General features: G+C 47.8%; 23 protein-coding genes and 2 tRNA genes. 4 read left to right on the plus strand and 21 right to left on the minus strand.

Annotated features, from left to right (window positions below; all coding sequences use genetic code 11):
* Positions 1–4: 4 nt before the first annotated feature.
* The 16 genes from Q4526_RS12690 to Q4526_RS12765 form a co-directional block, all read right to left on the minus strand.
* Complete coding sequence (locus Q4526_RS12690) at positions 5–520, minus strand: DUF2878 domain-containing protein (RefSeq protein WP_303609650.1); 516 nt, start codon at positions 518–520, stop codon at positions 5–7.
* Positions 520–1,785 (minus strand): cyclopropane-fatty-acyl-phospholipid synthase family protein, encoded by a 1,266-nt coding sequence (locus Q4526_RS12695; protein ID WP_215977456.1) that lies wholly within the window; start codon positions 1,783–1,785, stop codon positions 520–522. The genes Q4526_RS12690 and Q4526_RS12695 overlap by 1 nt, the downstream gene beginning before the upstream one ends.
* Positions 1,786–1,809: 24 nt before the next feature.
* Positions 1,810–2,562, minus strand: coding sequence for a DUF1365 domain-containing protein (locus Q4526_RS12700; protein WP_215977457.1), 753 nt, complete (start codon positions 2,560–2,562; stop codon positions 1,810–1,812).
* Positions 2,559–3,824, minus strand: coding sequence for an NAD(P)/FAD-dependent oxidoreductase (locus Q4526_RS12705; RefSeq protein ID WP_215977458.1), 1,266 nt, complete (start codon positions 3,822–3,824; stop codon positions 2,559–2,561). Before Q4526_RS12705 ends, Q4526_RS12700 begins: the two co-directional genes overlap by 4 nt.
* Positions 3,821–4,579, minus strand: coding sequence for an SDR family oxidoreductase (locus Q4526_RS12710; protein ID WP_215977459.1), 759 nt, complete (start codon positions 4,577–4,579; stop codon positions 3,821–3,823). The genes Q4526_RS12705 and Q4526_RS12710 overlap by 4 nt, the downstream gene beginning before the upstream one ends.
* Entirely contained in the window at positions 4,569–6,008 is a 1,440-nt protein-coding gene (gene phrB / locus Q4526_RS12715) for a deoxyribodipyrimidine photo-lyase (protein ID WP_215977460.1), read from the minus strand. The genes Q4526_RS12710 and phrB overlap by 11 nt, the downstream gene beginning before the upstream one ends.
* Entirely contained in the window at positions 6,005–6,466 is a 462-nt protein-coding gene (locus Q4526_RS12720) for a nuclear transport factor 2 family protein (RefSeq protein ID WP_215977461.1), read from the minus strand. Before Q4526_RS12720 ends, phrB begins: the two co-directional genes overlap by 4 nt.
* Before the next feature lie 112 nt (positions 6,467–6,578).
* On the minus strand, positions 6,579–7,541 hold the full coding sequence (locus Q4526_RS12725; protein ID WP_215977462.1) for a DUF523 and DUF1722 domain-containing protein: 963 nt from the start codon (positions 7,539–7,541) through the stop codon (positions 6,579–6,581).
* 127 nt (positions 7,542–7,668) lie between these two features.
* Positions 7,669–8,643 carry an HTH-type transcriptional regulator CysB gene (cysB, locus tag Q4526_RS12730; RefSeq protein ID WP_215977463.1) on the minus strand — a complete coding sequence of 325 codons (975 nt, stop codon included), beginning with the start codon at positions 8,641–8,643 and terminating at the stop codon, positions 7,669–7,671.
* Between the two features lie 112 nt (positions 8,644–8,755).
* Positions 8,756–9,688: a 5'-nucleotidase gene (locus Q4526_RS12735; protein ID WP_215977464.1), complete on the minus strand. Its 933-nt coding sequence runs from the start codon at positions 9,686–9,688 to the stop codon at positions 8,756–8,758.
* A gap of 32 nt (positions 9,689–9,720) precedes the next feature.
* Positions 9,721–12,405: an aminopeptidase N gene (gene pepN, locus Q4526_RS12740; RefSeq protein WP_215977773.1), complete on the minus strand. Its 2,685-nt coding sequence runs from the start codon at positions 12,403–12,405 to the stop codon at positions 9,721–9,723.
* A gap of 7 nt (positions 12,406–12,412) precedes the next feature.
* Complete coding sequence (locus Q4526_RS12745; RefSeq protein ID WP_215977465.1) at positions 12,413–13,288, minus strand: DUF2797 domain-containing protein; 876 nt, start codon at positions 13,286–13,288, stop codon at positions 12,413–12,415.
* Positions 13,279–13,545 carry a YeaC family protein gene (locus Q4526_RS12750; protein ID WP_215977466.1) on the minus strand — a complete coding sequence of 89 codons (267 nt, stop codon included), beginning with the start codon at positions 13,543–13,545 and terminating at the stop codon, positions 13,279–13,281. The genes Q4526_RS12745 and Q4526_RS12750 overlap by 10 nt, the downstream gene beginning before the upstream one ends.
* Positions 13,542–14,414 (minus strand): rhomboid family intramembrane serine protease, encoded by an 873-nt coding sequence (locus Q4526_RS12755; protein ID WP_215977467.1) that lies wholly within the window; start codon positions 14,412–14,414, stop codon positions 13,542–13,544. Before Q4526_RS12755 ends, Q4526_RS12750 begins: the two co-directional genes overlap by 4 nt.
* An 8-nt stretch (positions 14,415–14,422) precedes the next feature.
* Entirely contained in the window at positions 14,423–15,388 is a 966-nt protein-coding gene (locus Q4526_RS12760) for a metallophosphoesterase (protein ID WP_215977468.1), read from the minus strand.
* Positions 15,385–16,284, minus strand: a complete 900-nt coding sequence (locus Q4526_RS12765; RefSeq protein WP_215977469.1) for an NAD(+) kinase — start codon at positions 16,282–16,284, stop codon at positions 15,385–15,387. Before Q4526_RS12765 ends, Q4526_RS12760 begins: the two co-directional genes overlap by 4 nt.
* 77 nt (positions 16,285–16,361) lie before the next feature.
* Between Q4526_RS12765 and Q4526_RS12770 the strand changes: the two genes are divergently transcribed.
* Positions 16,362–17,303: a DUF1853 family protein gene (locus tag Q4526_RS12770; RefSeq protein WP_215977470.1), complete on the plus strand. Its 942-nt coding sequence runs from the start codon at positions 16,362–16,364 to the stop codon at positions 17,301–17,303.
* Here the strand turns inward: Q4526_RS12770 and Q4526_RS12775 are convergent.
* The 5 genes from Q4526_RS12775 to Q4526_RS12795 all read right to left on the minus strand — a co-directional run bounded on the left by Q4526_RS12775 (position 17,282) and on the right by Q4526_RS12795 (position 21,734).
* Positions 17,282–18,418, minus strand: a complete 1,137-nt coding sequence (locus Q4526_RS12775) for a cyclic nucleotide-binding domain-containing protein (protein WP_215977471.1) — start codon at positions 18,416–18,418, stop codon at positions 17,282–17,284. The two genes, Q4526_RS12770 and Q4526_RS12775, sit on opposite strands and share 22 nt — an antisense overlap.
* A 7-nt stretch (positions 18,419–18,425) precedes the next feature.
* Positions 18,426–19,397 (minus strand): 1-aminocyclopropane-1-carboxylate deaminase/D-cysteine desulfhydrase, encoded by a 972-nt coding sequence (locus Q4526_RS12780; RefSeq protein WP_303609651.1) that lies wholly within the window; start codon positions 19,395–19,397, stop codon positions 18,426–18,428.
* Complete coding sequence (locus tag Q4526_RS12785; RefSeq protein WP_215977473.1) at positions 19,397–20,728, minus strand: hypothetical protein; 1,332 nt, start codon at positions 20,726–20,728, stop codon at positions 19,397–19,399. Before Q4526_RS12785 ends, Q4526_RS12780 begins: the two co-directional genes overlap by 1 nt.
* Positions 20,729–21,570: 842 nt before the next feature.
* A tRNA-Asp gene (locus Q4526_RS12790) sits at positions 21,571–21,647 on the minus strand.
* 11 nt (positions 21,648–21,658) lie between these two features.
* Positions 21,659–21,734: transfer RNA gene (locus tag Q4526_RS12795), tRNA-Val, on the minus strand.
* Positions 21,735–21,992: 258 nt separating this feature from the next.
* On the opposite strand from Q4526_RS12795, the gene Q4526_RS12800 reads away from it, so the two are divergent.
* Genes Q4526_RS12800 through trmA form a run of 3 tightly spaced genes read left to right on the plus strand, consistent with a single transcriptional unit; the run spans position 21,993 to position 25,280 of the window.
* Entirely contained in the window at positions 21,993–23,420 is a 1,428-nt protein-coding gene (locus tag Q4526_RS12800; protein ID WP_303609652.1) for a nitrogen regulation protein NR(II), read from the plus strand.
* 5 nt (positions 23,421–23,425) lie between these two features.
* The gene (locus tag Q4526_RS12805; RefSeq protein WP_215977475.1) at positions 23,426–24,178 is read left to right on the plus strand and encodes a hypothetical protein; all 753 of its coding nucleotides are present in this window, start codon (positions 23,426–23,428) and stop codon (positions 24,176–24,178) included.
* A gap of 13 nt (positions 24,179–24,191) precedes the next feature.
* On the plus strand, positions 24,192–25,280 hold the full coding sequence (gene trmA / locus Q4526_RS12810) for a tRNA (uridine(54)-C5)-methyltransferase TrmA (protein WP_215977476.1): 1,089 nt from the start codon (positions 24,192–24,194) through the stop codon (positions 25,278–25,280).
* The last annotated feature ends 4 nt before the right edge of the window (positions 25,281–25,284 follow it).

Raw genomic sequence — 25,284 nt, forward strand, 5'->3', positions numbered from 1 at the left:
AGGTTTACGTTTCGACCTGAACAAATTTTTTCATTAACGAATAATGCAACGGCAAAATGAATAGCCATGCAAATGCGATTATTAGACTTCCCCATCCATCCAATATTCCCCACTGGGCACCACTTAATTTAACCCCGGCACTATAAGCTACGGCTCCGCCCACAGCGCCTAACAGTGAAGCTAAAATTTTATTTCGATAGATAAAATGTAAACTATGGTTCAGTGTTAAGCCCAGCAACACCCAGATCGCCGATAGCCACGGCGGTGGTATGATGCTATCGCCAATGACCAGTACACCAGTTAACAACAGCGCCACATCGTGCAGATAACCGATAGCGAACAACGGTAAAACGGCGCAGTAATCGAATCTTCGTGTGGTGCTATAATAAAAATGCAGTGTTCCGGCGAAAATTACATAAGCAATGGCTGCGCGACTACCAAGCATCACTGCTATTGCCCAGCCAACCTGAAACATCAGAAAGTTGGCGAAAATAAAGAGTCTACGACAGCCTGTTAACATCAGAAACGGTACTCAGGGCCGGCAAATACATATTGGCCAGTACCAATAGTGCGCTCCATAAAGCCGCCCTCGCAGTAGCATAAATAGTAATCCCACATACGAATAAAGCGCTCATCGAAACCTAGTTCGCGCACGGCAGCCATTTGCTGCCAAAATCTTTGCCGCCATAATCGCAATGTTTGTGCGTAGTGGCTGCCAATTTCATCAAATCCAATAAGGTTTAGAGCCGTATGTCGTGTGACTAATTCGGTTATTTTTTGAGTCGATGGCAAGCCGCCACCTGGGAAGATATAACGCTGAATAAAATCCACACTATTTTTGGCCAACTCGTAACGCTGATCGGCAATCGTAATCGCTTGAATCAGCATCAGTCCGTCGGGCTTGAGTAGCTGGCCACATTGACGAAAGTAACCGGCGTAATGTTCGTGACCCACCGCCTCAATCATTTCAATAGAAACTAGCTTGTCAAACGTGCCCTGAAGGTCGCGGTAATCTTGCTGTAAAACGGTTACCTTATCTTGCAGGCCCTGCGCTACTACCCGCTCAACTGCCCGATCGTGCTGTTCTTTCGATATTGTTGTGGTGGTAACACGACAGCCGTACTGACTGGCAGCGTAGGCGGCTAAGCCACCCCAGCCGGTGCCTATTTCGAGCAGGTGATCACTGGGCTTTAATTGCAATTTTTCACACACCACCTGCAGTTTGTACTGCGCGGCCTCATCCAATGAGCTGTCGATATTGGGAAATATAGCCGACGAATACATCATTGAATGGTCGAGAAACAGTGAGAAGAATTCGTTACTTAAATCATAGTGGGCACTGATGTTGCGTTTAGCCCCCTCTTTTGAGTTTCGATTAAAATAGCTGAATACTGATAGCGCCGCTTTACTCCACCAGGATTGCGATTGATCCATAGCATCCAGTGTGGATAAGTTAAGTACAAAAATGCGCACCACACGGGTCAAGTCCGGCGAAGACCAATAGCCCGACATATAGGCCTCCCCCGAGCCCACCGAGCCGGCAAAAGCGACATCCCGATAGGCTGCTTGGTCGTGTACATAGATGTCGGCCACAAGTTCAGCTTCATCGGAACTTTGACCGTACTCGGTACACTGCCCTGTATCGTGAATGCGCAGACAGCCGATTTTAAGCTTGCCAAGTTGAGCCAGTACCAGTTTTTTGGCAATTCTATGGTTTTTGTTAAAAACCTTGGCTCGATGTCCTGAGAGTTCGTTAATGCCTCTGTGGGCGCTTGCGTTGGTCACGATCGGTCTCCTCGACGCAGTTACTTATTTGTCTACAGGTTGGTGGTCGTAAATGGGGGCCTTCTTCCACCAAAGCTTTATAGCTTGCCAATAAATTAACAGCGGCACTTTAATTGTGTTGAAGGGAGTACGAATTAACGCGCGATTCAGATGCGCAGAGCTCCAGCTTTTTTTCTGTAAACTTAAGGTTGCATCCATATGTTTTATATCGCTTTGCCAATTTTCCATATGGATATCGATACTTTGCCCCGGCTCATTGGACTGCCAACGATAATCCATTATCAGCGGATTAAAGGGCGATACATGAAAGCGTTTTGCGAAGTGGTATTGATAAGGGGACACTTGATCGGTGGTATTAACCACATAGCGATGTCGCTCCTTCCAAGGGGTATTGTTGACCTCGGCTACAATGCCGACTAATTCCTCGGTATCAAACACGTAATAAAAACTAACGGGGTTAAAGCAGAACCCCCACTGGCGAATATTGCTCAATAAATAGACTTTAGGTGAATTCACCGTGCACAGAAGTGCTTTTTCGACTTCGCTGACGGCGATAGATTTTAAGTCTTGATGATGCGGTGCCATATAATCGGAGCGGCGAAACTGCGCCAGGCTCCAGCGCTGGCAAGAAAACCAGCGCGACTGCGCCATTAATTGATCTATCTCATCCAAATTGAGTAAAAATAGCGTTATTGAATAACTAAATTCGTGCACCACCGGATAAAAACGCCGGTGGCGTACGATACCGGTATAGACCGCGCTGTCGGGAAGTGTCACGGTGTTACGCCCAGCTGTTGAGCCACCTTTAGCGCCGACACAACACCGTCCTCGTGAAAACCATTGCGCCAGTAGGCACCACAATAATATATTCGGTCGGCTCCCGAGACTTGCTGCCATTGCTGCTGCGCGGCGATCGACTCTCGAGTAAAAACCGGGTGGTGGTACTGGTACTCACCGAGCACTTTGCGGGTATCGAGTCGATCACCCGGATTCACACTGACACAAAATGTTTCCGGGGCGCGAATATTTTGCAAGATATTCATATTATAGGTCAGCAACGTTTGTGTATCGGTATCGCTTTCGAGCTTATAGTTCCAACTGGCCCAGGCGGCTTTCTGGGTGGGTAAAATGGTGTTGTCCGTATGCAACACAACCTGATTGGGTTTATAAGTTATCGCCCCCAAAACTGTTTTCTCGGCAGCGCTGGGGCTATGTAACAGGCCCAGGGCTTCGTCACTGTGGCAAGCCATCACGACGGCATCGAAGCTTTTTACCGAGTTGTCGTCAAAATGAATATCTACGCCCGCCTCCGCTCTTTGCACAGCGCGAATACGTGCATCGGTGGTGATTTGATTGACGAAGGGAGCGATTAAGGGCGCTAGGTATTGGTTTGAGCCGCCGCGCACTGTTTTCCACTGCGGTTGATCAAATATACTCAGCAATCCATGGTTATGAAAGAAGCGAACAAAGAATGTCAGAGGCATTTGCTCCGCAATGGCAGTACCCGAGGACCAGATAGCCGACACCATGGGCAAAATATAATAAGCCACCAACTCTTTGGAGAAACTTTCCTGACGTAAAAATTCACCCAGTGTCCTACGATCGGACAACGGCAATCGTTGGTAGAGACTCGAGCACAGGTTATTAAAGCGCACAATATCGCGCAACAAGCGCCAATGTGCACGTTTAAATATATTTTTCCGCTGAGCAAAAAGACCGGCAATAGACGTACCGGCGTATTCATAACCGGTGTGCTGACAGCTGACGCTAAAGCCCATTTCGGTGTTCTGCCCTTCTACACCCAACTGGTTTAACAGTCTTATAAAATTAGGGTAGGTTCTGTCATTGTAGACAATAAATCCCGTATCGATGCTGTAGTCGCCAGAGTCGATACTGACTTTTTTGGTGGCCGTATGACCGCCAATTTCGCTATTTTTCTCAAACACAGAGACGTGATATTTTTGGCTAAGTAAAAACGCGCTGTACAGACCACTTATGCCGCTGCCAATAACCGCTATATGTTGTTTTGCATCGCTCATTCTTTAGGGACCATTTTTTGTAAAAATTTAACCTGTAAAGGCAGAGGCAAACGGGCGATTAAGCGCAACGACAAGGCTAACTGCCATGGGAAACGATAGTTGTACTTGCGCTGCTCAATGGCTTTCAGTACATGTTGTGCGGCCACCTCCGGCTCCATTAAAAATGGCATCGCAAAATCATTGCGATCGGTCAAAGGCGTTTTGACAAACCCTGGCTGTATCAAGGTAACATCCACCCCGAACCGGTAAAGGTCGGCTCGCAGCGAATTAAGCATATAGGCAAACCCCGCTTTACTGGCACCATAGGCCTCAGACCGAGGTAAAGGTAGCTCAGTCACTAAGCTAGAAATACCGACAATATGCGGCCGCTTCTCGGACTTAAGTAACTTGGGAATAACAACCTCTAAAATATTCGCGTTGCCTTGCAGGTTGACGTTAATTACCCGGGCAAAACTGGCGGCGTCGAATTGGCTGGCTTCAATATATTCACAGGTGCCGGCGTTGAGAATCACCGAATCGAATACCGCAATATTACTTAGCGCCTGGCGCACAGAGTCTAGCTGAGTAATATCGGTGGCAATCGCCGTTAAATGCTCTGGGTACTGTGCCTGTAAATCGGCAACGGCGGCTGTATTGCGGGCCAGTACAACCACCCTACACTGCTTGTCTAACAACAGTTTTAATGTTTGCAGACCAATGCCTTGGGTGCCGCCGGTTAAGAGCACTTTGCGCCCGGCTAATGGATTAGTGTTCATGGGACTCCTTGGCGTATTGCTCTTTGCAGGCTTTAAACACAGCAATAGCCTCTTTGCGGGTGGCTTTTACGTCAACCATGGGTGCCGGGTAGCCATTTATCGGACCGGGGTTGTGAATATTCTTGCCTTTTACGGCCGCAAGTTCAGGTAACCACTGACGAATAAAGTGGCCCTGTGGATCATAGCGCTCCGACTGAGTCAGCGGATTCATAATGCGAAAATACGGTGCGGCATCGGTGCCGGTCGAGGCACTCCACTGCCAGCCCCCGTTGTTAGCACTGAAATCGCCATCAATAAGCTGTGACATAAAATAAGCCTCGCCCTTACGCCAATCGATTAGCAAATTTTTGCTAAGAAACATGGCCACAATCATGCGCAGACGATTATGCATCCAACCGGTTTGGTTCAGCTGCCGCATAGCGGCGTCGATAATGGGGATGCCAGTCTCGCCCTGGCACCAGCGCTGAAAATCGGTTTCGTTTTGACGCCAGGGAATACATTCAGTATAGGCCTGCAGCGGTCGATGCATACTCACCTTGGGATAAATAGCGGCGATATGCATATAAAATTCACGCCAAATCAGTTCGTTAATCCAGGTGTGGGCGCCCACATTCTCACTCACTCCGACCGCGTGGCGGCAGGCGATATAACATTGCTTGGGGCTTAACAACCCAACCGACAAATACGGAGACAGTTTCGAGGTAGCTTGCAGTGCGGGATAATCTCGTTCTTCGTCATAATCGGCCAGATGTTGTTCTATAAAATCTTGCAGCGCATCCAGAGCAGAGTGTTCATCGGCTTGCCAAAGTACGGGCTGACAATCGGCGCCAGCGCGGGAAAATAAACGGTTGATAGTGTCGCTAGGCGCTGCAACTGCCTGAATTTTGCTCTTGGGGGCGGAGTAGATTTGAAATTGTGAGGCATCTGCCAGCTTGCGCCAAGCGCGGGCAAAGGGAGTGAACACCTTGTAATGGTCACCGGCCTGAGTTTTAAGTGCGCCAGGGGGGATAAGGCAGCGATCGTGATAGGCGTTAAAGGTAATTCCTTGCTCTTCACACAGCGCTTTACAGTCTTGATCTCGGCGTCTTTCATCGAGCGGGTATTCACGATTGCAAAACACGACGCGCGCGCCGACGTGGCTGCAGACATCAACTACACGCTGAGCGATATCGGCCTTTTTCTCCACATATTCGGTGCGTAGCTCTATCCCTTGCTTGGCCAAACCCTGTGCTAGGTTAAGCAGAGCTTCTTGCATAAAGCGCAGCCGTTTGGCGCCAATAGGATGGGTATCGATGTACTCTTGACAGAGAATAAACAACGCCGACACAGGGGCGTCGTCAGTGCCAGTCGTTTTATCGTCAAGACAGTGATGCAACGCCGGGTTGTCGATCAGTCGTAAATCGTTGCGAAACCAGATAAGCCGGTTCATTTGCTTGCCAAGCGCTTTTTAATGCTGCGTATCAAGCGGCCCAGTAACGGAATGTTTTCGTACAGCATCTCCCCCAGGTCGTAGTAATCGCGATGGTAGTAGATCTTATCGCTGTAACGAAGGTGAGAGCAACCTGCCAAACTGGTAGCCACACCGCTGTTAAGCTTGGGGTGGGAAAAGCGCATTTGCCAAAATAAGACCGCGCTGGATTCGCCCTGCGGGCAGTAATCATTAATAACGGATTGAAAATCAAACTGACAGCTGGTTAAATTTTCTGCCAAGTTGGCAAAGTATAAGCGTAGGTCCTCTTTCCCGTCGAGCCTTTCGACGGGGTCGATAAAGCAGATGTCATCATTGTAGAGCGAGAGTATATCCGCAAGACTGGATTTATCGAAGGTTTGGTAATGCGCTTTAAGCGTATCAATTAATAGATGTTTCTCATCTTGCACTATCACCATGATTTGACCTCTGTCCCGTTGATTGCTTTTCGGCCACTTATTATCTAAGTTCATCCTTAATACGTCTTACAATTCCTTTTGGTTGTGTCCAAGCAACACTATTTTTGCGGGATTAGGTGGGGATTACATTGCGCAAGCCGAGCCGCTCTGGGTGCGGGTTCCAAAACGTCTGGCGCTGCAGATAGTCATCATCAATTTTTAGTAGGTGGTGTTTTAGCAACGTAAGCGGCACCACCAGCGGTACCAAGCCTTCGCGATAATTGTCGATTAACCCAGATAGCTCTTGATTCTCTTGAGCATCTAATTTCCCGCGTAAATATCCGCGCAGATGTAACAGAGTGTTGGTGTTGCCTTTGCGTGTTGCCAAATGCGATAAGGCAGTCATAAAAATAGTCAGAAACTGTTCGCATACGGTTTCGATCGGTGGTGTTTTTAAATCCGCCAGTAAGGGTCCGATTGCCTTGTAGCTGGGCACATGATGGGCCATTACTTGATATTTATAGCGTGAGTAAAATTCAATTAACGCGCCCGGACTGGGATCCTGGGCTACTGATACCTTCCAATCGTGATAGGCAAAGACTCGACTGATAAAGTTATCGCGCAATCCAGCATCGTTTAGTCGCCCTGCCTCCTCGATTGGCAGTAGCGGAAAGCGCTGCATAATTTCATCGGCAAAGGCGCCCCGTCCATTTTTATCCAGCGGGTATCCATTACTACCGTAACGCTTCATGCCAAAAGCACCGCAACTGGGGGAGTTTTGCATAAAAATATAGCCGCATACGTTTTCTATATCGCTCGTCAGGCTTCGCGCATAGTCGCGCAGCGGATCGGTAACATCGATACTCGCGTCATCTGCTTGTACCACGCGAGTCATACCATCGGTTGCCAATAAACGTATCGGTTTGCGTGGAATCCCGAGGCCTATGGCCACTTCGGGACAATAGGCTCGGTATTCAAAGTAATCACTTAGGGTATCGGTGATGTAGCTTGAGCGTTTATGCCCACCGTCAAAGCGCACGCGCTCTCCCAGTAAGCATTCACTAATCGCCACAGGAATTTTGCCGGACTCTACCATGAGCTAGCCACCTTTTGAGTTATGTCATCTGACTGGGTATTCGTATGGCCCGAGTCTTCAGATCACTACTGCGAGATAAAATTGTTGCGGTCGTCCTGGAGACTCGTACGAGAACTCCAGGCGAGTATTAATAGGAAGGCAGAGGAATTTCGGCAAACAATTCTTCAAGCTCGGCACGAGAATGACACGCATAAGCCTGATCGATAACCTCCCGGGTAAGATGTGGAGCAAACTGTTGAATAAAATCGTACATAAACCCGCGTAAAAAGGTACCGCGCCGAAAGCCAACCTTGGTGATGCTGGTGGCAAACAGGTGGCTGGCATCAAGTGCAACCAGATCGTCATCGAGTTCATTATCGAATGCCATGTGCGCAATAATACCGATCCCTAAGCCTAGGCGTACATAAGTTTTAATGACGTCAGCATCAGCGGCGGTAAAGACTACTTTGGGAGCCAAGCCGCGATTAATAAAAGCTTCGTCCAACTTAGAGCGACCGGTAAAGCCAAACACATAGGTGACGATGGGATGCTTAGCCACCTCCTCTAAGGTCAGTTCCGGCAGGCTCGCCAACGGATGGCCTTTGGGAACCACGATGCAGCGATTCCAGCGGTAACAAGGCATCATTACCAGGTCACTGAATAGCTCTAATGCCTCGGTGGCAATGGCAAAATCGACAGTGCCGTCGGCGGCCATTTCGGAGATTTGCATTGGCGTGCCCTGGTGCATATGCAGGGACACGTCGGGGTATTGTTCGATAAACCCTTCAATCACCCGAGGTAGTGCATAGCGAGCCTGGGTGTGAGTCGTGGCAATGGACAAACTACCCTTGCGTTCATTGCTAAACTCTTGAGCTACTTGTTTGATGCTTTCTACTTTGCGCAGTATTTCACCTGCGGTTTTTAGAATCGCCTCTCCGGCTGGGGTAATCCGGGTTAGGTGCTTACCGCTGCGAGAAAATATTTCTACCCCTAGCTCATCTTCCAATAAGCGAATTTGCTTACTGATACCGGGCTGTGAGGTGTATAGACTCTGCGCCGTCGCGGATACATTAAGGTCGTGATGAGCCACTTCCCATATATACCGGAGTTGTTGCAGCTTCATAAGCCCTCCAAATGGCTTTTGATATTCGTGTTATAAAAATATAGTTGATTATTCATCCATAGAATAGTCGAATTTTGCGCTAAGTACCAAAATATAGTCTTTTGAATAATATTTATCCATTGCTGTTGGGTTTTTGCTCAACTGACTTGGTGTTAGCAACCCCATGGGGGACATGCCCGGTGGCAACATGGGCACTGGCTGAATCGATGTGTGCCTGTTGGTCATCGAAGAAGACATCGGCCCCATAGGCCTTTAAAAACTCGCCCTTAGGCAGTCCGCCGAGAAATAATGACTCATCAATACGGATATTCCAGGCTCTCAGTGTGCGGATAACTCGCTCGTGAGCCGGCGCAGAACGTGCGGTAACCAAAGCGGTGCGAATGGGACAATCCTCTACATCGCCAAATTCGGCCTGTAAGCGGTGTAAAGCATCCAAAAATGGTTTAAATGGACCGCCCGGTAGTGGTGTCTTAGCGGCGGCTTTTTCACTTTCGGTGAAAGCCGACAGCCCTTCCTGCTTGAAAATACGCTCGGCATCATCCGAGAATAAAACGGCGTCACCATCGAAGGCAAAGCGCAATTGACTGGCGTTTTTACTGCTAGTTTTAGGCGCCATCAAGGTAGCGGCGGCAATCCCGTGCTCTAATGCATTGCGTACGTCGTCGGCCTCGGTGGACAGAAACAATTGACAGCCAAACGCTTGTGCGTAACGGTATGGGCTATGCCCCCCACCGAAAGCCGCACGGGTGATATTGAGCTTATAGTGCTCAATGGAATTAAACACCCTGAGACCGGTATCAGCGCTGTTTTTCGACAGCAAGATGACCTCTACCCGAGACTCTCCGGCTAGCCCTTCGTTTAGGTGCAATAATTTTTGTACCATAGGAAAAGCATCGCCAGCTTCCAGCGGTTCGTCTTCGTGCTCAATTTGATAGCGGGCGTAGGCCTCAAGCCCATTATCTTTATAGACTTGGTGGCTCTCATCCAAGTTAAACAGTGCTCGCGAGGAAATGGCGATAACCAGTTTATTGCTTGTTTCAGGCATGTAAGACTCCTATTGCACCATTGCCTAGCCTATCAAGCCAGGCTTTTGCTGACCACTTCATAACAGTCGGGAGATAAACCGGGCTGTTGGGCTAACTCCTGCAGCTGTTCACGCATTAACTCACTAAAAGGCGCAGCATAACGACGCCAGCGCGTCAGCGGGCTCAGTAAGCGGGCGGCGATTTGTGGGTTTTTAGCGTCTAGCTCACGAATCTGCTGGGCTAAAAAGGCATAGCCCCCCTGCGCTGCCGGATCGCTAATGTTGTGAAAGTTAGGCGTGTTCGCCCCACAAAAACTGCCGATAACCGATCTGATTTTGTTGGGGTTGGTACTATCGTAAGCCTCGTGTTGCATTAAAGCGTTGACCCGTGTAAGACCACCGGCGGCCGTATTGCGCGCTTGCAGTGCCAACCACTGGTTGACCACCAGGGCTTCATTTTTCCATTTGTTATAAAAGCTTGCTAACGCTTGCTCGGCGGCTTGTTGGGCCTGTTCGTTATCGGCCATAACCAGTGCGGTTAAAGCTGCCATCTCATCGGTCATGTTGTTGGCTGATTGGAATTGCTCAAGGCACAAAGAGAGCTCTTGTTCGCCAGGGGCATCCATTAAATACGACAGACACACATTTTTTAAGCTGCGCTTGGCAATTGCTTGCGCATCGGCACTGTAAGGCACAATCGCTTTGAGGTTTTCAAACACCGCCTTGAATTCAGCATGCAGTGCTTGAGCCAGAGCGCTTTTGACTTGCAGACGGGCTCGATGAATAGCCAGTGGGTCAATAAGTGTTTGTTGTTCGGCTATATAGCCTTCGGCGGGCAAGCTCAACATATAAGCGAGCATAGCCTGATCCAAATCCGGTTGAGCTAACAATTGGCGATAGATGTCGGTTAAACGCGAATCCAAGGTAAAGCTAGCGCCGCTTGCATTGGCATTAAGTGCGTCGTCGATAACCGCCATCGCTAGGTTTTGCACCGCCTCATAACGGTTAAAGCCATTGCTATCGCGTATGGCGAGTGCACACAGATCGTCACGGCTGTAATTATATTTTATCTTCACAGGTGCTGAGAAATCGCGCAGTAAAGAAGGTACGGGTTTTTCTGGCACATTGTTAAATACAAAGCTCTGCGTAGTTTCTGTTATTTCTAATACCCGATCGGTGTTATCAGAGGGTAAGTCTTCTACAGTCTCGTCAGCCAGTGTTAGTGCCAATTCGCCGGCATCACCAATTAAGCCGACCCGCAGCGGTATATGAAATGGTTTCTTTTCACTCAATTCAGGCGTGGGTGGTGTGTATTGGCTGATGGTTAAAGTGTACTGACGTGAGTTTTCATCGTACTCATCGGTAATGGTGAGCTCAGGTGTCCCCGCTTGATTGTACCAATGGCCAAATTGAGTCAGGTCACGGCCGGATACCTCGGCCATTGCGGCTACAAAATCTTCCGTGGTAACAGCCTCGCCATCGTGGCGCTGGAAATAAAGATCTGAACCTTGACGGAATAATTCAGGCCCAAGCAGGTTGGCAATCATGCGCACCACTTCACAACCTTTTTCGTAAATGGTTAAGGTATAGAAGTTGGATATTTCCATATAACTGGCGGGTCGAATGGGGTGTGCCATTGGGCCGGCATCTTCGGCAAACTGATGAGTACGCAAAAACGCAACATCTTCAACTCGCTTAACGGTTCGCGATCCCATATCGGCGGAGAATTCCGAATCCCGATAAACCGTGAACCCTTCTTTCAAGCTCAACTGGAACCAGTCCCGGCAGGTAACCCGGTTGCCGGTCCAGTTGTGGAAATATTCGTGTGCGACAACTCCCTCCACTCGCTGAAAACCAGCATCCGTAGTGGTTTCAGGGCTTGCCAACACACACGACGTGTTGAAAATATTAAGTCCTTTGTTTTCCATGGCCCCCATATTAAAGTCATCAACCGCGACAATCATAAAGATATCGAGGTCGTACTCACGGCCATATTGCTCTTCATCCCAACGCATGGCATTTTTGAGTGACGCCATAGCGTGATCACATTTGGTTAAATCTTTTGGTTCGACAAAGATTTTTAAACACACCTGTTTCCCAGAGCAGGTGGTAAACGAATCTTCGATATGAGCCAAATCTCCCGCTACCATTGCAAAAAGGTAAGCGGGTTTTTGGTGTGGATCATGCCACACCGCAAAATGACGACTGTCGTCCAGATCGCCACTGTCGATTAAATTGCCGTTAGAAAGCAGCACCGGGCAGGTGGTTTTATCCGCGGATAGTCGAGTGGTGAAGTCACTCATAACATCAGGGCGGTCTAAATAATAGGTGATTTTACGAAAGCCTTCGGCCTCGCACTGCGTGCAATACATCGTTCTGGAGCGATACAAACCCTCAAGCGATGTGTTCTTTTCAGGCTCAATTCGAACACGCGTCTCTAGTGTAAAGTTCTGAACGGGGGGCGTTAAACTCAGGCTAGTATCGGTTAAAGTATACTCACTTTCCGCCAGATTTCTGCCGTCAATTTTAATCTCAAGCAGCTCTAGGTTTTCACCGTGTAAGTCCAAAATTTGGCTTTGCACCGCTGAATTTTTTTCAATGGTAAGCTTGCTCTGAACAAACGTTTCACCGCTGTAAATGGCTACATCCAGTTCGGTCTTTTTAATCCAATAAGCTGGCTGTTGGTAGTCTTTTAAATAAATTGTTTTCATTGCAGTCTCTGATTCGGCAATATTCATAAAGGGCTCACGAATTAGAAATGGATATATCGACATGATAGCCGCCGAACTTACGCACATTTAGCACCTGATCACCAAATATTAGGTATTGACCTTTGATGCCGGTAAGTTCGCCGGTGAAAACTGGTGTTTTATCAAGATTAACGGATTTGACTTTGACCGGGTGACTATTAACCGGATAGTGTATGCGGGTGCTTTTAGTATCGTTCGAGACTAAATCCGTCATGCAGTCCGTGCCAAATTCATTTTGTATTGTCTTTATTTCCAGCGCCACTTTGGCCTGTAGCTCTAACGCTAACTGATGTAAATCAATGTCCTCAGGAGTCGCTTTTAACATTCGTTGCCATTGTGTGCGATCACTGATGTGGGGCTTGTAAATCACCTCGACCAGCCCTGCTATACGGCGGCTGGACGTTTTGAGAATGGGTAACGCTTGAGCGGCACCTTGATCAACCCAACGCGTGGGGATTTGCGTGGCGCGGGTGATGCCTATTTTAGGTGCCGATGAATTCGCCAAATACACGATATGGTCATTCATACAAAAATCATCGCCCCATGCAGGATCGCGACACGTGCCCATGTGATAGTGACATTTCTCTGGACTCACAATACAGGAGTCGCATTGGGCCAGTGATTGAAAGCACGGGTAACAGTAGCCCTGGCTAAAGCTTTTGCGAGTTTTACGGTTACAGTGCAAGCAGTGGATTGCTCCGGCATAGGTGATCGTCAAGGTGCGACCAATGAGTTCATTGGCATTTACGGTGTGTTGGCCGCAGTGTAAGGCGTAACTAACCTGAGCATTGCTATTATTTAAACTAACAGCCATTTTCTTTAAGCCACCGCTCATACTCTCTGGCAGCTCGTTTACGGGAATTACTTCCATTTAAGAGGCTGCTCCGAGCTGTTTTGTTTTGTTTCGTCGTCACAGGCGTCACCCGGCTTGGGTGGAATATAGCCTACCTGCTCTTCGGGGGGGAGGTGAATATGTTCGTAGGCAATAACCGCTTGCATGCAGGTGTCGCGCTGCTCTTGAGTTAAAACTTTTCCGTCTGGCCATTTGCCCAGTTCAACGGCACGCTTCAGGTTTTGGTAAACATCTGGGGTCAGGTTATTAATAACCTGCTGAAAATTGTCGTTCATTTCTGCTCCGAAAAAAATCTATCAAATAGCAAGCTAATAGCTGCTATAGATACGCCTGCAATTAATCCACCTAAATGTGCCGCATTGGCAACACTGCCGCTTATCGCAAAGTCGATTACACCGGTAAACCCTATAGCCAGCCAGATCAACATAAACATCAAAATACCGCGCGGAATGGCCGTTAGCGGATGGGGCTTAAGCGCGTGTGAAACCGCTAAGAAACCTAAATACGCATAGACTACACCGGACATGCCCCCCAGCAAAGATGGCTCGGGGGACCAATAATATTGTAATAAATTACCCGAAATGGCGGCCACCATAAAAAAGCCCATTGCAAAGCTGGTGCCTTTGAGCACTTCTATACGTCGGCCCAGTTCCCAGGTCCAAAGTCCATTAAACACTAAATGTAGAATGGAGAAGTGCAAAAACGCAGGGGTCACTAAGCGCCAATATTCATGGCGTCCTAATGAGTCGGAGAGCTCTCCAAAGGCTAACCATCGGCCCGATACGATTTCTATTGGAACCAATGTAAGGACAAACTGCCAATGTTGTAACGCGGGTAAGGTGCTGACAAAGTAACCCGCCAGACTCAATATTAACAAAATGGCAGTGACTGGCGTTTGCGCAAGCTGGTGCAGCGATAGGCCATGCCACAGGCTTGTCTGTGACCTAGGCGCGTTATTGTAATCACCTTGCTCCCAGCGTTGCAGAATCGCCCGACCAGCCTCTTGTTGGGCCGGGTCTAAAAATAGGACTTGTTCACCATTGCGCTCAATTACTCGACAATTAACGCCACCGGATCGCAAGTTTTCAACCAGATCGGTTAAATCTCGGTCGATTGGGAATGATTGAATGGGTATCCAGGACAAAGTACGGCCTAAGGGTCAACATAAACCCAGTTGTATTGGTTGGGGTGTAACGTCTGACGACCATCACATCGATAGGCCACTAAGCGACCAAACTTTACTGCACTGTAATCCAGACATGCAATATTTTCTGTAATTGGCTTGGGTGAGCCATTGAGCCAATAATGACCCACAAATAGTGGTGGCTGGCTTGAATCGTACACGACCAGCTGCGCTTTAATATCGTCAGTAACAGGTAGCGCGGCCACTGAATCTGGTAGCGGGTCCGGCTGAAAGGCTAAGGCGCCCAGGTTTACTGGGTTTGACTGCCAAAAGCCGGCCCGAAACGACCTGCGTCTGTACCCTTCAGCACTGAGCATAATATGGGGCTCAGGCAGAGGTAATTCAACACCTGAGGTTAAGCGTTTAACGTCGCGTGACAGCTGACTGGCTGGGTCCGCCAACTCTGACCACCTAGCCTCGGGAATAACAGCAGCCAGCCTGTTAATAACCGACTGGTCCCAACAGGCGTGAATAACACGCACTCCCGGCATTTGAAAATACAGTGGGCGCTGCTTAAGCCACCTCAAGTGGTCTTGCCAGTCCTGGGAGTGATTTGCGAATTGCTCTAACGTCTCTTGGATAATAGAGGTATTGCGAGGGGTATGAGGGCGCAAATAGTGGTTGGGAATATTGGGGTTAGGCAAACAGTAACACAATGCATGCAACTCATGGTTGCCCAGCACCATAGTGGCCTCCCCAGCATCCACCATATCACGCACTATGGCTAGAGCTTCACGTATTCTAGGGCCACGATCGACAATATCACCCACAAAGACTACTTTGCGTTGAGGGTTGCGATAGACCCCAGCCACTTTTTGGTAATCGAGCTTTTGCAGCAGCCTTTGTAAGGTATTGGCGCAGCCGTGTACATCGCCAATAATATCCAACTGGCTCGCTTTAACGTTTAACTCTTCTGTGGCTTGGAGATCACTCATGATCGCTCCAGTAGATGCCCTCCCCAGCCTAACTTTGAGCGACAGCGCTCATAAAAGTTATGATTGACTGGATGAATAAGTTGCAGAGTTTGTGGTTTTTTGGTGATGATGACTTTATCGCCGCCTTGTACTGTATCGTGGGTTTGGCCATCACAGGTCACTTGCGGGATAGCGCTATTACCCTCGCCCACCACAATTTCTATTAAGCTACCGCCGGGCACGACCATTGGCCGACTGCTCAAGGTGTGAGGGTTCATCGGTACCAGACCAATGGCGTCTAATTTGGGGTGCATAATGGGGCCACCACCACTCAGAGCGTAGGCGGTAGAGCCCGTAGGCGTTGATACGATCATGCCATCGGAGCGCTGTGAGGTGACGAAGTGTTTGTCGACATAGAGCTCAAATTCGAGCATTCGGATAAATTCACCGGGATGGAGCACCACGTCATTCAGGGCATCGCCCCGGCATACCGTCTCGCCACAACGCTCAACGCGCATATCCAGCATAAACCGCTGTTCTTGCACGTATTCGCCGGTAAGCACTTCGGTGATTTTTTGTTCAATATCGTCCGGCACAATATCGGTTAAAAACCCAAGCCGGCCACGATTAATGCCTAAAATGGGGACATTGTATTCGACCAAATCTCGAGCCCCACTGAGTAAGCTGCCGTCACCTCCCACTACAATAGCCAGATCTGAATTGGCGCCTAATTCTGGCATAGCAACCTTGCTTACGCCTTTAAAGTCGCGATCAACGTTAATTAACTGCCCGGTTTGTTCATCGATATAAACCTTAACGTCGCAGGTCTCAAGGAACTCTATAAGTCGTCGAACCGTGTATTTTGCCCGGTCATTATCGAGACGTCCGATTAGTCCAATTCGAGAAAACTGACTCATTATAATCCTCATAGCCTAGCTATTGATTGACACCTAATTATGGCAGGCGAATAATAACACGCCGATTAACCAAGGAGATGCCTATCAACCCCTGGCTAGAATTTGTGCATTCATTGCGTACACCGCAGGTTCGTGACCTGGCGGCTAGCTGTATGGGCGAGCACTTATTGAGCACTCCGCTGGCCAACGGCATGGAGTTTTATCAGCCCGCAACCAATAAAGATGATATCTGCCTGTGGTTAAAACAACAGGATGACAACCCCAGTTTATTATTGGCGCATTTAGCACAGCGTAAAAGTACTCGGTTAGGTTTATATTTTGAGTCACTTTGGAGCTTTTTTTGGCAAGCTGGCGGGAACACTAAAATCCTTGCCCATAATTTACAAATTGAACACAACAAAAAAACCATTGGTTCACTCGATTATGTCATAGAAGAGAATGCTCGGTTTATACACATTGAAGCTGCGGTAAAGTTTTATTTGCTGGTCGGTGATAATCCTCAGTCGTACCACCACTGGATTGGCCCCAACGCCAATGACAGTCTTGGGAAAAAACTGGATCATTTGCAAGGCCATCAATTTCCGTTGCTACATAAGACCACCACACAAACTGTTTTAGCCCGAAACCAGATTGATTTCGGCTTAATACAACAGCGTTTAATTCTAAAAGGTGCGCTATTTTGGCCCGGGCATAGAGACTTGAAATCTATCGCGAATCAAGGCCAGTATCACAACAAAATTGCCGCTGAATATCTATGGTTACCCGTTAATCAGCTGCACAGGGTTGATAAAAAAGGCCTCTACACGATTATTCCTCGCAATCGCTGGATTGGCCCTGCCCGGCTTCATAAATGTTGTATACCGTTAACAGCTCCTCAGTTGTGCGCGGCATTATATGGCCAAATAACCTACGATGGACATCCCCGTATGGTGGCACAATTGCAATACCATCAGAATGGTTTTTGGTTCGAGACCCGCCGCTACTGTGTAGTCAACAATCAATGGCCCGGCTTAGAGTAGCCTTCGCGCAGAACATAGTTTGAGCCAACTTCTAGCTCAGGGCTATCCTTACAGCCCTCAAAAACCTGCTCACAGTTCGCGAGCGCTTTAACCATAAAGCCCTGCTCTCGCAATAAATGCGTGGCGGCTTGGCTGCGTCGGCCGGTATCACAATAACAAATATACTCAACGCCAATGCGCAATAAGCGTGACTTTATGCCCAGTAAGTGCAGAGGTATATTGACCGCTTGGTGCAGATGGCCAACGGCATACTCTTCATCGGATCGAACATCGACCAGTACCTGTGGTAGATCATTCACGTACTCGATGGCCTGCGAAAGCGGCACAGTGGGTACATCGGGCGCTTTTATTAACCGATAAAACTCTTGCTTGCGTAGATACATTAAAACACCATCAGTGGCCATGGTCACAGTGGCGTTACGCGGGGCATCGTTAACCAGAGCATCCTCGCCAAAACATCGGCCTTGATGTATTTCAGCTACAAATTCGTTACCGGTTTCACCTTGTCTTGTGACATGGGCCACTCCCTCTTTAATGAAATAGCAGCGATCACCGAGCTCTCCTTGTCGTAAAATGACTTCTCCTGTATCGACAACGGTCGACTCCATTTGACTAAACACTTCGTCAACATTTAATGGGGAAACTTTGAAAAATAAGTTTGAATGTAAAACTTGCATCATCCACTGCACATCTTCATCGAGGTCGCGATCGCGGGCAATAATACTGTGCAGATAATCGGCAACCTGGCTCCAAGTGAGCAGCTTGTCCAGAGTATTGCTTTCAATTCTAAGCACCGCACAATCGGTTAGTGCTGTTGCCTGCTGCTGTCTTGGCTTGCAGTGAGCAATTGGTAGTAATGAACTGCGACCTTTAATTACCTGCTGAACGCCGCATTCTGACTCTAAAAGTAAATCTCCATAGAGCAGGTACAAGTGGCAGTTATCAATGGCACCGCGATTAAAAAGCGTTTGTCCTTGATACAAATATTCTGTTTGGGCAAATTCCAGCAACTCATTAACATGTGCTTTACTCATGTCTTTGAGCGGCACGAGAGAGTGTATAAGTGCCGGATCGACCGGAGTGGACGCTTGATTTGGTTGTAATAGATTATCCATATTTAGGTCACATTACAGGTTTAGGTGTTGGCCAATCCATTTGTTGGGAGAACCCTCTGCGCCCTTGCAGCCCACCAGTATGTATCACAATGACAGTGTCCCCAGTATTCCAATATCCTAGTCTGGCCAATTGATCAACCCCCCACAGCATTTTCAATGTGTAAACGGGGTCGATCGCTATTTGATTATTTTGCTCGAATGTTCGCCAAAAATTTACGGCCTGGGCAGGTAGTCGGCGCCCGTAGCCGCCAAGATCGAAGCCCCACGCTAAACTCCATGGCTGATGATTAATGCTGCCTAAACCGAAAAGAGTCGTTTTTTTGTGTGTGTTTTTAAGCACCGCAACACCCAAGGTGTGGCAAAGGCCACCTAAACCTTGCACAACTCCCCGAAAGGTACCACCGGTGCCAACCGCGACACATACGCTAGAGGGGGTGCCGGAATATCGTCGAATTGCCTGACCAATGTATTGACAGCCATTAACCCCTAAATCATTACATCCTCCCTCGGGAATAAAGTAATCATGTTGCCGGTTTTCTAATAATTTATCGGGCAGTGAAGCTTGCTCACTGTGCGGTAAATTCGTTAGTGACTGATACTCGGTAGTACTGACAAAATCTAACTGCATGCCTAATGATTGGCAGTCTTGCAGGGTTTGGCTAAGGAATTTATGATGCTTTCCGCGAATTAATGCCCGGCTTTGCATTCCGTTTTTTCGGGCCGCCTGTGCACAGGCCAACAGATGGTTTGACCAGGGGCCACCCATAGTAACTAAGCGGCGCTTATGGCTTTTAATTGCATGATTGATATTGAAGTAGAGCTTGTAGAATTTATTGCCAATTGCGTTGGGATCAATCAAATCGTCTCTGCGCATCAAGAGCTTTAAGCCACGTTTAGTAGTGTTCGGCATGCTAATGGCCTGATAAGGAACCATCATGGCGCGCTCTAACAGAGCACTTTCTGGCATTTGGGCACTCATTAGCCGCGCCCTATGTTTAAATTGCCGCCTATACTTTTATGGATGTCGCAGCGGTTGGTTTCACCGTTGTGAAAATCGGTGGGGTTGGCCACTCTTTTTACACCCGCACCACACTCTTCACCGTCAGCATTTTTGGCGTTGCAGTATGGTGAATGGTTATGGTCGAGCCATAGTTTGTAGGTTTCTACCGTCACACCGCATTTGTCCGCTGCAAATTCTGCCGGGGCTGACATGTACTCCGCCACTTGGTCGGGTGGTAAAGTTATCTGCCCCAGCCCCGGCTGGAAGACTACAAAACTTATACCCGCTTTACTCAGAGGCACCAATATTTTTGAGCTGCCATGCTCAAGTAAAGACTCATGTTCGTCGCGTAAGGTGTTTAGCTCCTCGCGCAAGCTCTCTTCTTGCTGTTGGCGGTAAAACAGCTCCATATCTTTCATGTCTAGCTGTTGTTGTAATTCTTCTTTTACCTGTGCGACCTGAGCGTCCAATTCTTGAGTAAAACCCGATTCGAGTGCCTCTATTTGTGCCCCACCGTTAAGCTGGGCCGCACTAAGCTTGTGTTCATAGTATTCACGAACCCCCTGGACTTTACTGTCTTTTAGCTCCAGTTCTTTTTTATGTGCCTCAATATCAGCTTGCAATTGTGCGTTCACCTCTTGCAGTGATCGCATTTGAACTTGGTAATCGGCCAGGCGTATTTGATGTTCACGCTTAAGGGCATCTATTTTCAGAGACATCTTGCTTTTTAGCGTGTTGATGCGTAGCCGCTGCTCTTTCAGTGTATGAGCAAGCCGGGTACGCATTGCGGTAGCGTACTCTCGTTCCAGTCTTTCATTAAATTCAATCTGCCCTGAATTAAGTTCCGAATTGGAGGGGGATTCTGGCTCTGGGAAGACTAGACCTAGACGATTACTGGCAACGGCTTTTTTAAGCAATACAAAGCTATTGCGCCCAGGCTCCATCGTTGGATCCCAGAGGCTTTGTTGCTGCATCGCAATGGGGCATTGGCTATAACAAGCCAATGCAATGGGGTTGGCGCCTAGGTCAGGCCCCTTTGCCGCGTTATTCACAAGTTGCTGCAGGGGGACGTTCCACTTATCGGCGATCATGCCTTTGGTGTTAAAGCCAACTTTAAAAAAGACACAACCTGTGATTTTTAAGTCTTGATTAATTAACAGGTAAACCGCATTGACAGTTGTACCGGCAAAGTCTGGCATGGGTACAAAACCGTCCATAACCGCCTCAAACTCAGGGTACTGAAGCTCTCTATCGATAAAATCATCGACAAAAATGGCTATCGCTTCCTTTGTTATATCACGGTTCGACATTTCGCATCCTGTATCACCACTGTCGCCTAGGTATAGATTACTCCCTAATTATAGGGTTGGCACAGTCAGAAATCAGCTAATGTCGTATTAGTTGGGCTTTAAAGGTGTAAATGTGGGATTTAGTTCAGGTTTTGCGGGAGGGTGTAATTAGAAAGGACACAATAATGGCCGTTTTCAGGCCATTATACTTCGGCATAATCCTCACAGTACTCATCATCAAGGTCATCGAACCCTGTATCGAGTAATTCTTCTAAATAATCTTGCATTTGTAAATCTCCTAATTATTAACAATCGACTATTAGAGCTAAAACAGCGCGTTTTAGTTCCATCAACGTTAAAATCGCATAAAAATGTGACAATTACGTGATAAAAACGATCCTTAATATGCTTATATGCGCCAACCTGCTCGCAGAGAATAGACGTATCGTCAATAAGTAGTAGATGAGGATTTTGGGGGGGTATGTCAGTGCCTGGCTGATCAACTCAAATGTTATCGCTCCGCCCGAGCGGCATTACCTTTTTAAATAGTGGCGGATCGGACGGGAAACATGGCCGCCATAACCGCTATAGATGGTGGGAATGCCGAATATGCAGGAGCCATTTTTCGGCCCGTGGCGGCCACCCTAGTGGCAACGCCTTCGCGCTGTGCAAAATGGCTATCCTGCCATTAGTTACGGCCATCTTCCTGATGGCCGCCCTTCGGGCAGCGCGTTACGCTGTGCCAATTCGCTCCCGACGAATTGGTCGAACACCGCTTCGCGGGTTCATCGTCCCGTCAAGTCAACATGTGCCTTTTTAACAGGCATAAAAAAGGCCCCACAAAGTGGAGCCTTTTTAAATAGTGGCGGACCGGACGGGACTCGAACCCGCGACCTCCGGCGTGACAGGCCGGCATTCTAACCAGCTGAACTACCGGTCCGCAATGCTGATTGGTGGGTGGTACAGGGATCGAACCTGTGACCCTCGCCTTGTAAGGGCGATGCTCTCCCAGCTGAGCTAACCACCCCTCATCAGATGGTGGGCATTCTACTGAAATGCCGGAAGCTGTCAAACATTTTTTTAAATAATTCCCCTAAGTGTCTATATTGTAAGCATTTTTTCTATTTTTTAATCAATATTAAGAAGTTAGAAGCAATATAAGTGCGGGCCATAAAATGCTAGACTGAAAAAATCCTTATTATTCGACTCATTTAAATATGTTGTGAAAAGAATTCCTTTTTGGTTAATCCTCTGCGGCGCTTTCGTGGTGACCAGCGAATCGGTTATGGCAAGTCCCTCAGACGTTGCCTCTGACCAACGCTGGTTATGGTTTATTATTATCCTGCTACTGGCCCTACAGACTGCTCTAATTGTTGGGCTTCAGCGTAGCCGGCTAAAGATCACTCGCGCTCGACAAGCACTTTGTGCTTCGCGCGATGCGCTAGAGGAGCAAGTAAAAGCACGTACCGAGTCTTTACACAACACGAATGATCAGCTGTATCAAGAAATTGGACGCCACGAGGCTACCGAGCTGCTGTTGCGTGAAACTCAAGAATACTTACACAGCATCATTAACTCGATGCCCTCGATTATTATCGGGGTCAGCCACCGAGGCTTTATTACACATTGGAATGCTGCAGCAGAAAAAAGGTGTGACATTCCGGCTGAGCAGGCACTGCGACAACATATTCTGGATGTATACCCCACCTTACCGATCCAAAGCGCCACCATTGCCGAAACCATTAATGCCGGCACACCGTATATAACTGAAAACTTTCAAGAGCTGTACTCTGGCGATACTCGTTTTTGCGACCTTACGATTTACCCTCTGATTGCTGCACAATCCATCGGGGCCGTTATTCGTATAGATGATGTCACCATGCGTGTTCGTGTTGAAAATATGATGATCCAAAACGAAAAAATGCTCTCACTGGGAGAGCTCGCCGCTGGTATGGCTCATGAAATTAACAACCCCCTTAGTACCATACTGCACGGGGTGCAAAATATTTACCGTCGAACATCACCGGAACTTCCGGCAAATCAGGTTGCTGCGCATTCACTAGGGCTAGAGTTAGATGCTCTGCAGCAATATTTTGCCGATCGCAAAGTCTCCCAGTTTTTAGAAGACATACGCGAAGCGGGGGAACGCTCGGCCGACATAGTCACCAATATGCTAGATTTTTCTCGCCATAGTAATCAACGACCTCAGCCCTATGATCTAGGCCATGTTATAAGCCATGGTATAAGCCTATTAAAGGCTGAGCCATCCCCCCTGCCCGACTTGGTGGTCGATATTGATCAAAGTGTGCCCGATTTGATTGGCTGTGCTGCTGAAATTCAACAGGTATTACTCAATTTAGTACGCAATGCCGCCCAAGCATTAGGGCCTAATTTGGATAATCAAGCCAAAATATTTATCCAACTTCAGCAAAAAGACGATAACGCCATTTTAACCGTTAAAGATAACGGCCCTGGCATGCCTGAAGAAGTCACACGTCACATATTCGAGCCGTTTTTTACCACCAAAGAAATAGGCCTAGGGACTGGCTTAGGTTTATCGGTATCATACTTTATAATCACAGAGCACCATGGAGGGTCGATCAGTGTCAATTCGACCCTAGGTGAGGGAACGGAGTTTGTTATTACTCTTCCTCTGTCCAAGCCTGCTACGGAAAGTACACATAATTCCGCCCACCAAGCCTCACCGGAGTAAATGTTATGTCATCACAGATGGTCATATTTCGTACAGCCGTATTGGTAATGCTGTCAATGTTAGTCATTTCTTGTCAGACCAAAGAGCCACCACCGGTGACTGACGCAGAGATCTTACAACTATCAAAACAGATTCACCCCCGCGCGATTGAGCAAATGGTGTCTTTAAATGGTTGTATGAGCCTCGGTGGTGAGATTGGTGATGAGGCCAACTCCCTTTACCTTGACTGGCTCAAAGCAAATTCAAAGCCTATAAATGCCAGTGAGTTGTACCTTGCTCACACGCGACAGGACTGGGTTCAATGGCAAGGGGGTACTTTTTCACTGCAGGATATTAAACAGTACCGAGACGTTGTAGTGCGGGTGCAAAAGCAACAGAACTTAGCCAATCGCGGCCCAGACGCACGCTATGACATTTGTCAGGCTAGCTTTGAACAAGCCAATGCCTTTTATGATTCCTATGCAGAACCTCGAAAACTATCAGCACTTTATGAGCAAGTTAGCTCAATTAATGCCGGCGCCCTGGGAGCCTTTGAGTTGTTCAAGTTATTACCAAAACTCCCTACGCCAGGCAAATCTTTCTACCAGGTCACCCAATCATTAGCCCAAACTTGCCCCCGAGCGGTTGAATTGCTCACGCTAAACAACAGCTGGCCCCAAGAAACCTATGCGAGCTACTGTCAAAATTCTGGGTTGGCATTAATCGAATGTGACTGGGGAAAGTGTAGCAAGCAAGAACCTACCGATATTCAAGACTAACTTAGAGATAGCAATGACAATAGTTCCATTTTCGGATGAAAGTTACCCAGCACAGCTTGATGAAAAGCTAAACAAAGTAAGACGCTTACTTTCTGATACTGACATTCCCGAACCAGAAGTGTACGAATCCCCCGCATCCGGATATAGGATGCGGGCAGAGTTTAAAGTATGGCAGGAGGGCTCAACGGCTTTTTATGCGATGTATAAAAAAGGTGAATATAAAACCCCTTACCTAATCGAGGAGTTTACACCGGGCTATCACCGCATCAATGAATTGATGCCTCGCCTTTTAGCTGAAATTAACCAAAGTGAAACCCTTCGCAAAAGACTATTCCAGGCAGAGTTCTTGACCACTCTAGCGGGTGAGACCGTCATCACTCTGATTTATCATAAGAAGCTGGATGATGCTTGGCACGCTGAGGCTGAAGCTCTAACCAGCTTACTTAGTGTGAGTATCATTGGTCGCAGCCGCAAACAGAAAGTGATCATTGGGCGCGACTATGTCATAGAAAAGCTATCCGTTTTGGGCCGTGAATATACCTATCAACAAATTGAGAGCAGCTTCACTCAACCTAATGCTGTCATTTGTCAAAAGATGCTGACATGGGCGGTGGAAAAAAGCTTAGACATTGGTGGTGATTTGCTCGAACTTTATTGTGGTAACGGTAATTTCACCCTGCCGCTCGCGCAGAACTTCGATAAAGTTTTAGCCACAGAAATCTCTAAAGTTTCGGTCAATTCTGCTCTGTATAATATGCGCGAAAATAATGTGGAGAACATTAATGTGGTTCGAATGTCGAGTGAGGACTTCTCGCAAGCACTCGATAATGTGAGGCCATTCAGGCGCTTAAAAGACATTGCCTTAGAGGATTACAACTTCACTACCATCTTTGTCGATCCGCCCAGAGCGGGCTTGGATGAACACACGACCGAGGTGGCCAAGCGATTTCAGAACATCATGTATATTTCATGCAACCCTGAAACCATGGCCAGAGACATACAGGCGATGAGTGCTAGCCATAAGGTGGTTGAATTTGCCGTGTTCGATCAATTCCCATTTACTGATCATATCGAATGTGGTGCTGTATTGATGAAACGGTAATAGA

The sequence above is a fragment of the Gilvimarinus sp. 2_MG-2023 genome (genome assembly GCF_030547685.1).
Classification (GTDB): Bacteria; Pseudomonadota; Gammaproteobacteria; order Pseudomonadales; family Cellvibrionaceae; genus Gilvimarinus.

Coding starts and splice junctions, on each gene's coding strand:
- Q4526_RS12690 (WP_303609650.1), bottom strand. CDS start 520: ATGTTAACAGGCTGTCGTAGACTCTTTATTTTCGCCAACTTTCTGATG.
- Q4526_RS12705 (WP_215977458.1), bottom strand. CDS start 3,824: ATGAGCGATGCAAAACAACATATAGCGGTTATTGGCAGCGGCATAAGT.
- Q4526_RS12710 (WP_215977459.1), bottom strand. CDS start 4,579: ATGAACACTAATCCATTAGCCGGGCGCAAAGTGCTCTTAACCGGCGGC.
- phrB (WP_215977460.1), bottom strand. CDS start 6,008: ATGAACCGGCTTATCTGGTTTCGCAACGATTTACGACTGATCGACAAC.
- Q4526_RS12720 (WP_215977461.1), bottom strand. CDS start 6,466: ATGGTGATAGTGCAAGATGAGAAACATCTATTAATTGATACGCTTAAA.
- Q4526_RS12725 (WP_215977462.1), bottom strand. CDS start 7,541: ATGGTAGAGTCCGGCAAAATTCCTGTGGCGATTAGTGAATGCTTACTG.
- cysB (WP_215977463.1), bottom strand. CDS start 8,643: ATGAAGCTGCAACAACTCCGGTATATATGGGAAGTGGCTCATCACGAC.
- Q4526_RS12735 (WP_215977464.1), bottom strand. CDS start 9,688: ATGCCTGAAACAAGCAATAAACTGGTTATCGCCATTTCCTCGCGAGCA.
- pepN (WP_215977773.1), bottom strand. CDS start 12,405: ATGAATATTGCCGAATCAGAGACTGCAATGAAAACAATTTATTTAAAA.
- Q4526_RS12745 (WP_215977465.1), bottom strand. CDS start 13,288: ATGGAAGTAATTCCCGTAAACGAGCTGCCAGAGAGTATGAGCGGTGGC.
- Q4526_RS12750 (WP_215977466.1), bottom strand. CDS start 13,545: ATGAACGACAATTTTCAGCAGGTTATTAATAACCTGACCCCAGATGTT.
- Q4526_RS12760 (WP_215977468.1), bottom strand. CDS start 15,388: ATGAGTGATCTCCAAGCCACAGAAGAGTTAAACGTTAAAGCGAGCCAG.
- Q4526_RS12765 (WP_215977469.1), bottom strand. CDS start 16,284: ATGAGTCAGTTTTCTCGAATTGGACTAATCGGACGTCTCGATAATGAC.
- Q4526_RS12770 (WP_215977470.1), top strand. CDS start 16,362: ATGCCTATCAACCCCTGGCTAGAATTTGTGCATTCATTGCGTACACCG.
- Q4526_RS12775 (WP_215977471.1), bottom strand. CDS start 18,418: ATGGATAATCTATTACAACCAAATCAAGCGTCCACTCCGGTCGATCCG.
- Q4526_RS12780 (WP_303609651.1), bottom strand. CDS start 19,397: ATGAGTGCCCAAATGCCAGAAAGTGCTCTGTTAGAGCGCGCCATGATG.
- Q4526_RS12785 (WP_215977473.1), bottom strand. CDS start 20,728: ATGTCGAACCGTGATATAACAAAGGAAGCGATAGCCATTTTTGTCGAT.
- Q4526_RS12800 (WP_303609652.1), top strand. CDS start 21,993: ATGGCAAGTCCCTCAGACGTTGCCTCTGACCAACGCTGGTTATGGTTT.
- Q4526_RS12805 (WP_215977475.1), top strand. CDS start 23,426: ATGTCATCACAGATGGTCATATTTCGTACAGCCGTATTGGTAATGCTG.
- trmA (WP_215977476.1), top strand. CDS start 24,192: ATGACAATAGTTCCATTTTCGGATGAAAGTTACCCAGCACAGCTTGAT.